Below are 15,259 nucleotides of genomic sequence, written 5' to 3'. Positions count from 1 at the left end.
GCTGGCCATGCTGCAGTGCGCAAAAACATATAAGCAAGCCGTCCTGTGTTGCCGGCAAGTATCGTGCCGCGGGGCGGGCACGATACTTGCCTCTGGAAAACCGACTATGGCCAAGAACAGGAGAAATATCGTGGCGCTGAAAATACTGGTAGTGTCTGCTGAAGCGTTTCCCTTGGCGAAAACGGGCGGTCTGGGCGATGCGGTCAGCGGCTTGTCGCAATCCCTGCTTGCGCAGGACGCGCAGGTGACGCTGATGCTTCCCGCTTATCGAGGCACGCGGGAAGCCCTCCGCTATGTGCGCGAAGTAGCGGTATTGACGGGAATGCCGGGAGGGGACGCCGTGCTGCTGGCCGGAGAATGCCCGGCGCTGGGCCTGCCTGTATTGCTGCTCAAGAATGACGCCCTGTATGACCGCGATGGTTTGTACGTCGACGAAGACGGCAACGAGTATCAGGACAATGCGGTTCGCTTCGCCGCCTTGGCGCATGCCGCTGCGCGGGTGGCGCGCGGCCTGGATTCCGTCCCGCGCCCTCATATCGTGCATTGCCATGACTGGCATGCCGCGCTGGTGCCCCTGTTGCTGCGCCAGCACCAGATCGACGAGGTCAAAACCGTACTGACTTTGCATAACGTGGCTTTCCAGGGGTGGTTTCCCTCGACGCTCGCACCCTCGCTGGGCATCTCCGAATCTTATTGCACCGGCAAGGGGCTGGATGCGCACGGCTGCCTTAATTTCCTGAAAGCGGGTATTAGCCTTGCCGACTTGATTACGGTTGTCAGCCATAACTATGCGCGTGAAATCCTGACGCCCGCCTTTGGCTGCGGTCTGGAAGACACCTTGCGGGCGCGTGTCAGCGATACCATGTCCATTCCCAACGGCATTGATTCAAGTCTGTGGAACCCGCAGCGCGACCGCTATCTGGCGGGGCGTTGCTTCAGCGCCGATGAGCTTGGCAACAAGGCGGTGTGCAAGCGTGAGCTGCAGCGCCGGTTTGGCTTGGCCCAAGACGACCGGGCGGTGGTGATGGCGATGGGCAGCCGCCTGACGACCCAGAAGATGGCGGATGTCGTGGTCGAGGCCGTCCCGCTTGCGCTGGAGGCGCATCCGGCATTGCAGGTATGCATCATGGGGCAGGGCGACAAGGCGCTGGAAAAAGCCCTGTCGGCATTGGAGCAGGCCTATCCCGGACGTTGCAGCGTCCATATCGGCTTTGACGAGGCCCAGGCCCATCTGCTGCACGCGGGGTCCGACATGCTGCTGCATGGCAGCCGTTTTGAGCCGTTCGGACTCACGCCTATTTATGCCATGCGCTATGGCACCCTGCCGATCGGGTCGCGGCTGGGCGGCATGGCCGATACGATTGCGGATCCGGGGGCGGACAAGCCGACGGCCGCCATGCGGGCAGGCTCCGGCATTCTGTTTGAAGGCGAGCGCCCGCAGGACATGGCGCGGGCCATCGATCGCGCCATGTCTTTGCATGGCCAGCCCGATGTGTGGCGGGCCATGCGTCAAAATGCCATGCGCGCCGATTTCGACTGGTCCAGGTCGGCGCCCATGTACATGCGTGCCTATCAATTGTTGCGGCCCGATGTGGCCGTCGATCGCATTCCGGAACGCCGCCGCAGCGTCGTGCCGCTACGGAGCTGGACGCCTGTGCGGGCCGACGCGGACCGGGCGGGACCCCGTCCAGGCCTGGCTGCGGGGAAAATGACGCGGACACTGGGCAGCGGCTCGGGGGCCGGTGTTGTTTGACTACACATTTGGCGCCGTTCCGCAGGGTGATGGCCAGGTCAGGTTCAGGCTATGGGCGCCCGATGCGCCGCTGGTTTATCTGGAGCGGACGGGCTATGACGCCGTGGGCATGACAAAGGTGGGCGACGGCTTCCATGAACTGTGCTGCCCAGGAGCGCCCGGCATGCGCTACGGATATCGCCTGGATTCGGGGCTGCGTATCGCCGATCCCGCCTCGCGTCTGCAGGACGGCGATATCCATGATGCGAGCGTTGTGACGGATACGGGTGCGTACGCCTGGCGCAATGACGATTGGCGGGGACGGCCCTGGACGGATACCGTGCTGTATGAAATCCATCCCGGTCTGGCGGGGGGGTTCCGCGGCGTGCAGGAAAGGCTGGCCGACTTGGCCGAACTGGGCGTGACAGCGATCGAACTGATGCCGATCGGGGATTTCCCCGGCGCGCGGAATTGGGGTTATGACGGCGTGCTGCCGTACGCGCCGGACTGCGCCTACGGCACCCCCGACGAGTTGCGCTTGCTGATCGATACGGCGCATGGCATGGGCCTGCAGGTTTTTCTGGATGTGGTGTACAACCATTTCGGCCCAGAGGGCAACTACCTGGCTGCGTATGCGTCGGGCTTCTTCGATCATGATTTGAGTACGCCCTGGGGGGCGGCGATTGATTTCAGCCAGCCTCAGGTCAGGTCGTTTTTTGCCGAGAATGCCCTGTACTGGCTGCAGGAATTTCGCTTCGACGGCTTGCGCCTGGATGCGGCGCACGCCATATCCGACCGTGGCTGGCTGGTCGACATGGCCCGTTTCGTTCGCAGCCATGTCGAGCCCGGCCGCCATGTGCACTTGGTGCTGGAGCATGAGGGCAATGCATCCAGTCTGTTGCGGCAGGGCTTCGATGCGCAATGGAACGACGATGCCCATCATGTCTTGCACCACATCCTGACCGGCGAGACCGATGGCTATTATGCGGCCTATGCCGACGACCCGACCGGCAAGCTGGCGCGTTGCCTGGCGGAAGGGTTTGTGTACCAGGGGCAGGCCAGCATTGCGCATGCCGGCCGGGCGCGTGGCGAACCCAGCGCGGGCCTGCCGCCGACGGCGTTTGTGTTCTTCCTGCAGAATCACGACCAGACCGGCAACCGCGCGCAGGGCGAGCGGCTCCTGACGCTGTGTAAAAACCGCGAGCAGAAGCTGAAGGCGGCGATTGCCTTGCAGTTGCTGGCGCCCCACATTCCATTGATCTTCATGGGCGAGGAGTGTGGTTCGACCGCGCCGTTCCTGTACTTCACCAGTTTTCTGGACGCGGGCCTGCAGGAAGTCGTCGCTGACGGACGGCGCAAGGAGTTCGCCGCCTTCCAGTCATTTTCCGGTCCTGTCCCAGAGGCGCCCATACCGGACCCTGGCAGCCTGCAGACCTGGGCCGCGGCCCGCGTCGAGCCGAACCAGCAAGACATACAGGCCCGGCGCTGGCGTGCCTGGTACAAGCAGCTGTTGGATCTGCGCCGCCGGTTCATCAGCCCTTATCTGAGCCATGCCGCCATCGTGTCTGTGGACATTGCCGGGCCGCTTGCCGTGCGGGCCTGCTGGCGCCTGGACAAGCAGACTTTGCTGGGTATCCATACGAACTTGTCCGATCAGGACATTGCCCTGCAGGCGAAGATCCCGAGTAGCGAGATGATCGTCTTCGCAAGCCGGGACAAGGCTGACGACGCCTTGCGGCACGGGATGCTGCTGGCCGGCAGCTCGGTGGTCACGATTGCGCCGGACGCGGCCAGGTCACAGGGGGCCGGGAAACGGGGGGCGGCATGAACGCGCCGCGCGCCACCGCCCGACTGCAGCTGCATGCCGGTTTCACCCTGGTGGACGCGTGCCGGCAAGTGCCTTATTACGCGGGCCTGGGTGTCAGCCATTACTACCTGTCGCCGGTCACGCGCGCGCGTCCGGGCTCGACACACGGCTACGACGTCATCGACCATGCCGCCGTCAGCGCCGAGCTGGGGGGCGAAGAGGCATTGATCAGGCTGGCGGCCCGGCTGCGCGAATACGGCATGGGTCTGGTCCTGGATATCGTTCCCAATCACATGGCGGCCCATGCCGGCAATGCGTGGTGGTGGGATGTGCTGCGGCACGGGGTGGACAGCGTCCACGCCTCGTGGTTCGACATCGACTGGGATCCGCCCGAGGAATCATTGCGCGGCAAGGTGCTGGCGCCGTTTCTGCCCGATCCATATGAAGCGAGCCTGTCCAGCGGCGCCATTCAGCTGGTCTACGACGGCAAGACGCGCGCTTTCCAGATCGATGCCTGCGGCGCGCGCTATCCTGTCGCGCCGGATACGCTGGACGAAGATGGCGACCCGGCCCCGCGCGTGCAAGACTACGATGGCCGCGACGCGCAGGGACGCCGGCGATTGCATGCGCTGCTTTCGCGGCAGCACTACCAACTGGCTTGGTGGCGCACGGCCGCCGAACGCATCAATTGGCGGCGCTTCTTCGAGGTGAACGAACTGGTCGGCGTGTGTGTCGAGCGGCCGGAGGTTTTCGATGCCGTGCATGGGCTGACTTTGCGCCTGTACGCCCAAGGCCTGATCGACGGCGTGCGTATCGATCACGTAGATGGCCTGGCCGATCCGGCGGCTTATTGCCGTATGCTGCGCGCCAGGCTGCTTGGCTGCTCCGGGCAGCGTCCGGGCGAATTGCAGGGCCAGGCGCCCTGGCTGATCGTGGAAAAGATACTTGCGCCAGGTGAACGGCTGGACCCGGACTGGCAGGTGGCCGGCACGACGGGGTACGACTTCATGGACCAGACCGGCGCGGTGCTGCACGATAGCGCAGGCCAGGCGGTATTGACCCGGCAATGGGAAAGCGTGGCCCGGGATGCGCGCGATGTCACGGCCTACGTGCGCGAAGCGAGGCGCGCGATGGTGGACCGCCATTTTGCGGCCGAGCGCAACAGTGTGCTGCGGGCAGTGTGCCGTGCGGCGCAGACTGGCCCGCACACACGCCGCTGGCGCGCCGCGGCGGTTGGCCGGATGCTGGACGATATGCTGGTGGCGTTTCCCACGTATCGCAGCTATGTGGGCCGCGCGGCCCTGCCGGACCGTTTGTGGCAAGAGGCTGTCGGGCGCTTTCAGCAATTGACGCCGCCCCTGGCGGCCAAGTCGCTGGAAGATACTGTGTTCTATCGCTACGGCCGCTTGTTGTCCCGCAACGAGGTCGGTTCGGACCCGGCCGTGTTTTCCATGCCGGCGTCCCGCTACCATCAGGAAAACGGTTGGCGCGCCCAGCATGCGCAGCAATCCATGCTGGCCACGGCAACGCACGATCACAAGCGCGGCGAAGATGCGCGCGCGCGTCTTGCAGTGCTCAGCGAAGTGCCTGAAGCCTGGTGCGATGCCAGCCGGCGCTGGCTGGCCTGGCCCGGCGCAGGCCTGGACTTGTCCGATGCCGTTCAGGCGGGCGAGCGCTATATGCTGTTGCAGACGATGGTGGGCGCCTGGCCCCTGGATCTTGGCCTGGACGATGCGCCGGGCCTGCATGATTTCATGCAGCGCCTGGGGCGCTGGCAGGTCAAGGCGATGCGAGAGGCCAAGCTGACGTCCAGTTGGCTGGAACCGCAGCTTGACGGCGAGGAGCGTGCGCTGGCATTTCTGGACAGCCTGTTGCCGGGCCAGATGAATCATGGCTTGCTTGGCGAGGTGGCGCGGTTCGTGCAGCAGATTGCGCCGGCGGGCGCCGTCAATAGCCTTGCCCAGGTATTGCTGCGCTGTACTGTACCTGGCGTGCCCGACTTGTATCAGGGCACAGAGTTTTGGGATTTCAGCCTGGTTGACCCGGATAATCGCCGGCCCGTCGATTTTGCCGCCCGGCATGCCGCGCTGGCGGGGCTGGACGCGGGCTGCACGCCGAATGATTTGCTGCGCGAGTGGCGCAGCGGACGGATCAAACAGGCTGTGCTGGTGCGCGCCCTGGGCTTGCGGCATGCCATGCCGGCGGTGTTCGCCGGCGGCAGCTATGCCCCGCTGCCGGCACGGGGCGCGCGCGGCGACCGGGTCGTGGCCTTTTTGCGGGCGGGTGAAGGCGGGCAGGCCATTGCCGTTGCGCCGGTCAAGTGCTGTTCGGGAGTCGGCTGCGGCCAAGGCCTGCCCCTGATCGACCCGGCCTTCTGGGACGACACTGCGCTATTGCTGCCGCCCGGGTATGCGGGCGCAGGCTTGACCGATGTGTTGAGCGGCGCGCGGCTTGTATGCGCCGCCGATGGCAGCCTTGGGCTGGCCGATGCGCTGGCCAGCTTGCCGGTGGCGCTGCTGGTGCCCGATTAAGGGTACAGGCCGCGCACTTCGCGTGCTTCCAGAATACGCGTGCAGGCGGTGATGAAGGCGGCGGTCCTTTGGCTGACCTTGTGCTCCTTGGCGACCGCAGAAATCGAGGTGTAGGCAGCCCGCATCATGGTTTCAAGACGCTGATTGATTTCCTGTTCGCTCCAGTAGAAGCTGGAGAAATCCTGCACCCACTCGAAATAGCTGACCGTGACACCGCCGGCATTGGCCAGAACGTCGGGAACGATCAAGGTGCCGTTGGACGTCAGGATATCGTCGGCCTCGGGGGTGGTGGGGCCGTTGGCGCCCTCGATCACGATCTTGGCGCGCACCGAGTTGGCGTTGTCCTGGTTCAGTTGGCCTTCCAGGGCGGCAGGGATCAGCAGCTCGGTTTCCAGCGCCCAGAACTCCGCAGGCGCCAGGATGTCGGTGCCGGGGGCGCCGGCCACGCCGCCATGCTCTTCCACATGCTTGAGCAGCGCCAGGACGTCCAGGCCGCCATCATTGTGCACGCAGCCGGTGTGGTCCTGGATGGCGATGACTTTCGCGCCCGCTTCGTAGAACAGCCGGGCAGCGGTTCCGCCCACGTTTCCGAAGCCCTGGATCACGATGCGGGCGCCCTCGATGGGGATGCCGGCGTCGCGGGCCGCTTCGCAGCCCACCACGAAAACGCCGCGCCCCGTGGCTTCGACGCGGCCCAGGCTGCCGCCCAGCGATACCGGTTTGCCGGTGACCACGCCGGTGGTGGTGGCGCCTTCGTTCATGGAGTAGGTGTCCATCATCCAGGCCATGGTCTGTGCATTGGTGTTGACGTCGGGCGCGGGGATGTCTTTGTAGGGCCCGATGATGGCGCCGATTTCGCTGGTGTAGCGGCGCGTGATGCGTTCGAGCTCGCCGCGGGAATAGTTGCGCGGATCGATGCGCACGCCGCCTTTGGCGCCGCCGAACGGCAGATTGACGGCGGCCGACTTGACCGACATCCAGGCCGCCAGCGCCATGACTTCAGACAGCGTGACGTCCTGGTGGAAGCGCACACCGCCCTTGCCGGGGCCGCGCGAAGTGTTGTGCTGGACCCGGTAGCCTTCGAAGTGGGCAATGGTGCCGTTGTCGAGTTCGACCGGGACGTCGACGATCAGCGAGCGCTTGGGGCGCTTCAGTGTCTCGACCCATTTGGCCAGCCTGCCCAGGTAGGGCGTTACACGCTCGACCTGCTCAAGATAGATGCCCCAGGGCCCCAGTTCGTTGGCGTTCAGATAGGAAGGAAGTGCATGGGTCGGGTGTTCTGACATGGTCGGGCCTTATGCGAATGGGTGAAATGAAGGAAACAAGGTCATACGGGAGCCCGTATTTTAGTGCGCAGAAAATATTACGTCCCCAATAAATATCTCTATTGATTAAATAGGGACGGATAGTCCGCATGAGCATATGCCTTTTTCTATTAATGGCTCGTGGTGATAAACACTTAACTATTAAGTCGTTCCCTTGCCGTCGCCGTGTCGGCAGAATGACTGCTTTACGTTGTCGCCGCGGGCCGCCGCGGCGCAGGCAATACATGAGTGCAATGCTGACTTCTTTGGATGCCGCGACCGACAGGCAATGGATACGGTTGCATGAAAGGCTGGCGGGTATTTCAGACAAACACCCCGATGCGGTTTTTGCATCGTCGCTGGGCGTGGAAGACATGTTGCTGGCGCACGCGATTTTTGAAGCCGGGCTGCCTATCGAGGTCTTCACGCTGGACACGGGGCGCTTGCACCCTGAAACCCTGGCGCTGGCAGGCCGCATCCGCGAGCGTTATGGCGTTACGGTAAATATGGTGCAGCCAGATCCCGCTGCGGTCAAGAAGCATGTAGATGAGCATGGGGCGTTTGCCTTCTACGAAAGCATCGATCTCAGGAAAGCCTGTTGCGGCATACGCAAGGTGGAGCCGCTGCGGCGCGCCTTGCGGGGCCGTTCCGCCTGGTTGACGGGGCAGCGCCGCGAACAGTCGCTGACGCGCACCGAACTGGCCGAATCGGAGTTCGACGCCGCCTTTGGCCTGCAGAAATACAACCCTCTGGCCAGCTGGACGCTGGAGCAGGTCTGGGAGATCGTGCACGCATTGGACGTCCCTTATAACCCGCTGCACGAGCAGGGCTACCCATCGATAGGCTGCGAGCCCTGTACGCGCGCCATCCGCCCCGGCGAGGATGTGCGGGCGGGGCGCTGGTGGTGGGAGCAAAAGCTGTCGAAAGAATGCGGCCTGCATGCAGGCCAGGTCAAGAACTGAATAGGATACGAGCATGGGCGAAGTTTCTGCGCGCACACATCTGGACTGGCTGGAATCCGAAGCCATTTATATTCTGCGCGAAGTTGCGGCCGAATGCGAGCGGCCGGTGCTGCTGTTTTCCGGCGGCAAGGATTCCGTGGTGCTGCTACGCCTGGCCGAGAAGGCCTTTCGCCCGGCGGGGTTTCCGTTCCCCTTGATGCACATCGACACCGGCCACAACTTTGACGAAGTCATCGCGTTTCGCGACCGGCGGGTGGCCGAACTGGGTGAAACATTGATCGTGCGCAGCGTCGAGGACTCGATTGCGCGGGGCACGGTCGCCTTGCGCCGCGAGACGGATTCACGCAATGCCGCCCAGGCCACGACGTTGCTCGAGGCCATCGAGGAGTTCGGCTTCGATGCCTGCATTGGCGGCGCCCGGCGCGACGAAGAAAAAGCGCGCGCCAAAGAAAGGGTGTTCTCGTTCCGGAATGAATTCGGCCAGTGGGACCCCAAGGCCCAGCGCCCCGAGCTCTGGAACTTGTTCAATACCAAGGTGCATGCCGGTGAAAACATGCGCGTTTTCCCCATTTCGAACTGGACCGAGCTTGATGTCTGGCAGTACATCGCGCGCGAGCAGCTCAGCCTGCCCTCGATTTACTACGCGCATGAGCGCTTGGTTGTGCGGCGCAACGGGCTGCTGGTTCCGGTGACGCCGATCACCCCGCCGCGCCCAACGGAAATTCCCGAGCGCCTGACGGTGCGCTTTCGCACCGTGGGCGATATTTCCTGCACCTGCCCCGTAGCCTCGGCCGCAGCCGATCCGCTGGCCATCATTGCCGAGACCGCGATCACGACCATTACCGAGCGCGGCGCCACCCGCATGGATGACCAGACGTCCGAGGCCTCGATGGAGCGCCGCAAGAAACAGGGGTATTTCTGATGAATGCAATCAACGATGCATGGGTATCGGCCCATGATACGGGCGTGCTGCGCCTGATTACCGCCGGTTCGGTGGATGACGGAAAATCGACGCTGATCGGGCGCTTGCTGTACGACAGCAAGGGGGTGTTTGCCGATCAGATGGCGTCCATCGCGCGCTCCAAGTACAAGCGGGTGGCCGCCGATGAGGTCGATCTGGCCTTGCTGACCGATGGCCTGGAAGCCGAGCGGGAGCAGGGCATTACCATCGATGTGGCGTATCGTTACTTTGCCACGCCGCTGCGCAAATTCATTATTGCCGATGCGCCGGGGCATGAGCAGTACACCCGTAATATGGTGACCGGCGCATCCACGGCGCAGGTGGCGATTGTGCTGGTCGATGCGAGCCGGGCGGCCGATGGCCGGCTGTTGCCCCAGACCAAGCGCCACAGCGCCCTGGCCCACTTGCTGGGCTTGCAGCATGTGGTCGTGGCCGTGAACAAGATGGATCTGGTCGGCTGGGACCCGCAGGTCTTCGAGCGCATCCGCCAGTCTTACGCCGAGCTGGCCGAAACGGTGGGCATCGGACATTTCCACATCATCCCCATGTCTGCCTTGAAGGGCGACAACGTGGTCGAACCGTCGGAGAACACGCCCTGGTATGACGGGCCCACGCTGCTGTCGCTGCTGGAATCCCTGCCCAGCGGCACTGCGGCCACCCAGGCTTCGTCCCGTTTCTTTGTCCAGTGGGTGATCCGCCACGGCGGCCACAACATCAATGATTTCCGGGGCTATGCTGGGCAGCTCGCGGGGGCGGGCCTGCGCGTGGGCGACGAGGTCAAAGTGCTGCCCTCCGGCCAGACCGCGCGCATCGCCCGGCTGCTGAGTTTCGATCAGGATGTCGGCCAGGCCAACGGCGGCGAAAGCGTCACCATCGTCCTGGACCGGGATATTGACGTATCGCGCGGCGACCTGATCGTGCCAGCCGATGCCCAGATCAGGCTGGAGCGCGAGTTCGATGCCGAACTGTGCTGGCTGGATCAGCAGGCCCTGAACCCGGCTCGCCCGTATTGGCTGAAACAAGGCACGCGCCTGACCCAGGCGCGCGTCAAGGCCGTGCATACCCGCCGCGACATCCAGACCCTGCACGACGTGGCGTGGAACGGGGTACTGGACATGAACGATATCGGGCATGCAACGCTGCTTGCGCGGGATATCCTGGCGCTGGACCCCTACACCCAGCATCCCGCCACCGGCGCGTTCATCTTGATCGATGCGGCAACCCACCAGACCGTGGCGGCGGGCATGGTGCGTTAGCAGGGCATCCGGGGGCAGGCAAATCCCGGGTTTCATCCCCGGTTGTTCCGTAGCATAATCCATTGCAAGCATCAACATTTTGGATTGATATCGTCTACGGAGAAACCTTTTATGTCTAAAACAATAAAAACCCTGGTGGCGGCATCGCTGCTGGGCGCCGCCAGCCTGGCCCATGCCGCCTGGCCGGATCGGGCCGTCCAGTGGGTCATTCCTTATCCGGCCGGCGGCGGTTCCGACGTCATCGGCCGTGTTGTGGCGTCAAGCCTGGAAAAACAGCTGGGCCAGACCATCGTGGTCGAGAACAAGCCGGGCGCGGCCACCATTATTGGCGCCACCTATATCCAGAATGCCAAGCCTGACGGCTATGTGGTGGGTACCGCCGATTCCGGTACGCTGGCGTTCAACCCTTCGCTGTATGCTTCGCTGCAGTACGATCCCGACCAGTTCACCTATATAGGCGGCCTGGCCCGCTTTCCCCTGATGCTGGCCGTGAACGAGAGCTCGCCCTTCAAGACGGTGCAGGATGTCATCGCCGCGGCACGCGAAAATCCGGACAAGCTTACGTCGGCATCGGCGGGTGCGGGTTCGCCCCACCATCTGGCGCTGGAAATGTTCAAGCAGCGCGCCGACGTCAAGATTACCCATGTGCCCTATAAAGGCGCGGCCCCGGCGCTGCAGGATTTGCTGGGCGGACAGGTCAGCATAGGCTTTGTCGATTCGGCGGCGGGCGCCGCCAACATCAAGGCCGGCAAGTTGCGCGTGCTGGCGGTGGCGACCCCCGAGCGCCTGGCGACCTTGCCTGACGTACCCACCATGGCCGAAGCCGGTGTCCAGAACTTCACGGCCTATGCGTGGCAAGGCCTGGTCGGTCCGGCTGATTTGCCCGCCCAGGTTGTCGACAAGCTGGGCGCCGACTTGCAGACCGCGTTGAAAGCGCCAGAGGTCGACGAGAAAATCCGCGCCATGGGTGTCGAGCCCATGCCCATGTCAGCCAGCGATTTCAAGGCTTATGCGCAGGCGCAGCAAAAAGAATGGGCCGAGGTGATCAAGAAGGCGGACATCAAGCTGGATTGATGCCTTATTTGCCGTACTGGCGCAGGCCGGCCAGATCCAGCACCTGGACCGCTCCGTACTCGACCTTCAAGAGCCGGGCGGCTTCCAGGGTGCGCAGCGCTTGATTGGTGCGCTGCCGCGAGATGCGCGCCAAATAACCGATTTCTTCCTGGGTGATGTCCAGGCGCATGCCCTTGCCGGGATACAGCAGCGGGTTGAACAGTTCGGCCAGGCAGCGGGCCACCCGGGCGTCGGGCGCCAGCAGCCGGTCGTACTCGGCTTTGCCGATGAACTGGCCCACGCGTTCGTTGAGTTGATGCAGCAGATAGCGGTTGAAGGGGATGCTGCTGTCCAGCAACCAATTAAAGGTGCTTTCCGGCAGGCGTGCAATGGTCGAGTCGCGCAAGGCAACCACATCGTACTTGCGCGCTTCGCATTTCAGCAATGAACCTTCGCCTATCCATCCGCCGGCGGGCACGCCGGTCAGCGAGGCCATTTTTCCGTCCTGGTTGCCCACCGACACTTTGACCAGGCCCGCCAGCACGCCGATCCAGGCGTAGGCTTTTTCGCCTTTGCGCTCTATCATGGCTCCTGCTGGATACTGTGCCACTGAAATGTCCCGCTGCACGCGGGCCTGCTGCTCGGCGCTCAACAGGCCGAACCAGGCTGCCGCATCTTGCAGTGAGTCTTTCAGTAGCATGAGGATTTACCCTAGAAAAAGCAGGAATGTCATATTAGCGACAGTTGACGTGTAAGCAAGTCTATAACGTGTAAGCAAGCTCTGTAACTTAGCGCACTGCATCATAGAACAGCTGCTTGCATACATTAAAAAATCCCTATCCAAAGGGTTGGAATTCTGGCTGAAGGAGACAACCTTGGCGCAAGACCTGCCGACGCAACGCGAATCCGCTGTGCCCGCTACATTTCCGGCATGGGTGGAGCATCACGCCAACGTGCGTGGCGCGCGCCCTGCAATGCGTGAAAAAGACCTTGGCATATGGCAAACCATGACATGGGCCGAACTTGCGCGGCAAGTGCGCGAGCTGGCCAACGGGCTGGCCGCCCTGGGTGTTGAACCCGGTCAGCACGTGGCTATTGTAGGCGAGAACCGCCCCCGCCTGTACCTGTCGATGATGGCCGCGCAGGCTATTGGCGCCATTCCCGTTCCCCTTTACCAGGATGCCGTGGCGCAGGAAATGCTCTACGTCCTGCAAGATGCCGAAATCCGCGTCTGTGTGGTCGAGAACCAGGAACAGGTCGACAAAATGCTGGAGGCCGCCGAGCAGTGCCCGGCCCTGACTTACATCATCTACGACGACCCGCGCGGCCTGCGCAATTACCGGCAGGAAAGGCTGCTGGGTTTTGATCGCCTGCTTGAACAGGGGCGAGAATACGCCCTGGCGCACCCGGAGTATGTCGACGCCGCCATGGCGGCCCTACGCCCCGGCGATGCCGCCGCCATGTTCTATACCTCGGGCACCACGGGCAAGCCCAAAGGCGTGATGCTGTCGCATCATGCGCTGATCGACCGTGCGCTGGCCATACAGGAACTGGAAAACCTGACCGACCGGGAAGACGTGCTGGCTTACCTGCCGCCGGCCTGGATAGGCCAGAACATGTTTTCGTACACCCAGTTTCTGGTGACCGGCTTTACCGTGAATCATCCGGAGTCGCCCGATACGGTCTCGATCGACATGCACGACATCGGCCCCACGTATTACTTTGCCCCGCCCCGGGTGCTGGAAGGCCTGCTCACGCACGTCATGATCCGCATGGAAGACGCCAGCGCCATCAAGCGCAAGCTGTTCCATGCCTTCATGAAGCTGGCGCGCCGGGTCGGCGTGCGCATCCTGGACAAGGATCCCGGCGTCGGTACCCTGGACCGGCTCAAGTACGCGCTGGGCAATGTGCTGGTTTATGGTCCTTTGCGCAACGCGCTGGGCATGAGCCGGGTACGCATCGCCTATACGGCGGGCGAGGCTATCGGGCCGGATCTGTTCGTGTTCTACCGGTCCATCGGCATCAACTTGAAGCAGCTCTACGGCTCCACCGAAACCTCGGTATTCGTATGCGTGCAGGCCGACGGCCATGTGCGGTCCGACACCGTTGGGCCGCCGGTAAAGGGGGTCGAGATCCGCGTGGCCGAGAACGGCGAAATCCAGGTCAAGAGCCCCGGCATGTTCAAGGGCTATTACCGCAACCCCGAGGCCACCGCCGAGTCCTATACGGCAGACGGCTGGTACCACACAGGCGATGCGGGCTACCTTGATCCGGATGGCCAGCTCAAGATCATCGACCGGGCCAAAGATGTGGGCAAACTGGCTGACGGCAGCCTGTTCGCGCCCAAGTATCTGGAGAACAAGCTCAAGTTCTTTCAGCACATCAAGGAAGCCGTGGCCTTTGGCGCCAATATGACGGAAGTGTGCGCCTTCATCAACATCGACCTGGAAGCCGTGGGCAACTGGGCCGAAAGGCGGGGCCTGCCTTATGCCGGCTATACCGACTTGGCCGGCAAGCCCGAGGTCTACGAACTGATCCGCGATTGCGTCAATCAGGTCAATGCCGAGCTGGCCGACGACCCCAAGCTGGCCGGCTCGCAGATTTCGCGCTTCCTGATCCTGCACAAAGAGCTCGACCCTGATGACGACGAACTGACCCGCACCCGCAAAGTGCGGCGGGCCTTCATTGCGCAAAAGTATGGCGTGCTGGTCGATGCCCTGTTCCAGGGCAAGGCAAACCAGTTCATCGAGACCGAGGTCAAGTTCGAGGACGGACGCAGCGGCAAGATATCCGCCGATCTGAAGATCGCTCCGGCAACCGTCTATTCCGGCAACAGCAAAAAGGCGGCATAAATGAGTCAAGCTGCTCACAACCAGCGTATTGGGGACACCATCCTCGACATGAAGCACATCTCACTGGCTTTTGGTGGGGTGAAGGCACTGACCGATATTTCCTTTGATGTAAAAGAGCACGAAATCCGGGCCATCATCGGCCCCAATGGCGCCGGAAAAAGCTCCATGCTCAATGTCATCAACGGCGTCTATACGCCGCAGCAGGGCGAAATCACCCTGGCGGGCGTGAAGTTCTCGAAAATGAACTCACGCCGCGCGGCTGAAATGGGCATTGCGCGTACCTTCCAGAACCTGGCCCTGTTCAAGGGCATGAGCGTGCTGGACAACATCATGACGGGGCGCAATCTGCGCATGACCAGCGGCGTCCTGGCCCAGGCCTTCCGGCTGGGGTCGGCCGAGCGCGAAGAAATCGCCCACCGCGAATTCGTTGAAAACATCATCGACTTCCTCGAGATCCAGGCCTATCGCAAGACCCCGGTCGGGCGGCTGCCCTATGGCCTGCAAAAGCGGGTCGATCTGGGCCGCGCGCTGGCCATGGAGCCGCGCATGCTGTTGCTGGACGAGCCCATGGCCGGCATGAATATCGAAGAGAAACAGGACATGAGCCGTTTCATCCTGGACGTCAACGACGAATACGGCACCACCATCGTGCTGATCGAGCACGACATGGGGGTGGTCATGGACATCTCCGACCGCGTGGTGGTGCTGGATTACGGCAAGAAAATCGGCGACGGCCTGCCCGACGAGGTACGCCAGAATCCGGACGTGATCCAGGCTTATCTTGGCGCCAGCCACTAGGGA

At 63.0% G+C, this 15,259-nt stretch carries 11 protein-coding genes; 9 read left to right on the top strand and 2 right to left on the bottom strand.

What is annotated here, in order from left to right; all coding sequences use genetic code 11:
* Positions 1-130: 130 nt before the first annotated feature.
* The 3 genes from glgA to treY are packed head-to-tail and all read left to right on the top strand — an operon-like array spanning position 131 to position 6,070.
* A complete protein-coding gene (gene glgA, locus RE432_RS02720; RefSeq protein WP_310931679.1) occupies positions 131-1,753 on the top strand; it encodes a glycogen synthase GlgA in 1,623 nt (540 codons plus the stop codon).
* On the top strand, positions 1,743-3,560 hold the full coding sequence (gene treZ / locus RE432_RS02715; RefSeq protein ID WP_310931678.1) for a malto-oligosyltrehalose trehalohydrolase: 1,818 nt from the start codon (positions 1,743-1,745) through the stop codon (positions 3,558-3,560). The genes glgA and treZ overlap by 11 nt, the downstream gene beginning before the upstream one ends.
* Positions 3,557-6,070 (top strand): malto-oligosyltrehalose synthase, encoded by a 2,514-nt coding sequence (gene treY / locus RE432_RS02710; RefSeq protein ID WP_310931677.1) that lies wholly within the window; start codon positions 3,557-3,559, stop codon positions 6,068-6,070. Before treZ ends, treY begins: the two co-directional genes overlap by 4 nt.
* Here treY and RE432_RS02705 read toward each other — a convergent pair.
* Entirely contained in the window at positions 6,067-7,356 is a 1,290-nt protein-coding gene (locus tag RE432_RS02705) for a Glu/Leu/Phe/Val dehydrogenase (protein ID WP_310931676.1), read from the bottom strand. The genes treY and RE432_RS02705 overlap by 4 nt on opposite strands.
* Before the next feature lie 263 nt (positions 7,357-7,619).
* Here RE432_RS02705 and RE432_RS02700 point away from each other — a divergent pair, with 263 nt between their 5' ends.
* The 4 genes from RE432_RS02700 to RE432_RS02685 all read left to right on the top strand — a co-directional run bounded on the left by RE432_RS02700 (position 7,620) and on the right by RE432_RS02685 (position 11,627).
* Positions 7,620-8,336: a phosphoadenylyl-sulfate reductase gene (locus RE432_RS02700; protein WP_409079803.1), complete on the top strand. Its 717-nt coding sequence runs from the start codon at positions 7,620-7,622 to the stop codon at positions 8,334-8,336.
* A gap of 13 nt (positions 8,337-8,349) precedes the next feature.
* Positions 8,350-9,258: a sulfate adenylyltransferase subunit CysD gene (gene cysD, locus RE432_RS02695; RefSeq protein ID WP_310931674.1), complete on the top strand. Its 909-nt coding sequence runs from the start codon at positions 8,350-8,352 to the stop codon at positions 9,256-9,258.
* A complete protein-coding gene (locus tag RE432_RS02690) occupies positions 9,258-10,553 on the top strand; it encodes a GTP-binding protein (protein WP_310931673.1) in 1,296 nt (431 codons plus the stop codon). The genes cysD and RE432_RS02690 overlap by 1 nt, the downstream gene beginning before the upstream one ends.
* 111 nt (positions 10,554-10,664) lie before the next feature.
* On the top strand, positions 10,665-11,627 hold the full coding sequence (locus RE432_RS02685; RefSeq protein ID WP_310931672.1) for a tripartite tricarboxylate transporter substrate binding protein: 963 nt from the start codon (positions 10,665-10,667) through the stop codon (positions 11,625-11,627).
* A gap of 4 nt (positions 11,628-11,631) precedes the next feature.
* Here the strand turns inward: RE432_RS02685 and RE432_RS02680 are convergent, their stop codons facing one another.
* Entirely contained in the window at positions 11,632-12,306 is a 675-nt protein-coding gene (locus RE432_RS02680; protein ID WP_310931671.1) for a Crp/Fnr family transcriptional regulator, read from the bottom strand.
* A 175-nt stretch (positions 12,307-12,481) separates the two neighbouring features.
* On the opposite strand from RE432_RS02680, the gene RE432_RS02675 reads away from it, so the two are divergent.
* Together RE432_RS02675 and RE432_RS02670 are read left to right on the top strand one after the other, a co-directional pair.
* Positions 12,482-14,458, top strand: a complete 1,977-nt coding sequence (locus RE432_RS02675) for an AMP-binding protein (protein ID WP_310931670.1) — start codon at positions 12,482-12,484, stop codon at positions 14,456-14,458.
* A complete protein-coding gene (locus tag RE432_RS02670) occupies positions 14,459-15,256 on the top strand; it encodes an ABC transporter ATP-binding protein (protein ID WP_310931669.1) in 798 nt (265 codons plus the stop codon).
* Positions 15,257-15,259: the final 3 nt, after the last annotated feature.

This window comes from Pusillimonas sp. SM2304 (assembly GCF_031628915.1).
In the GTDB taxonomy this organism is placed as follows: domain Bacteria; phylum Pseudomonadota; class Gammaproteobacteria; order Burkholderiales; family Burkholderiaceae_B; genus Pusillimonas_C.
Note: the sequence above shows the minus strand (reverse complement) of the source record. Positions and strands in the feature narration are given on the sequence as shown.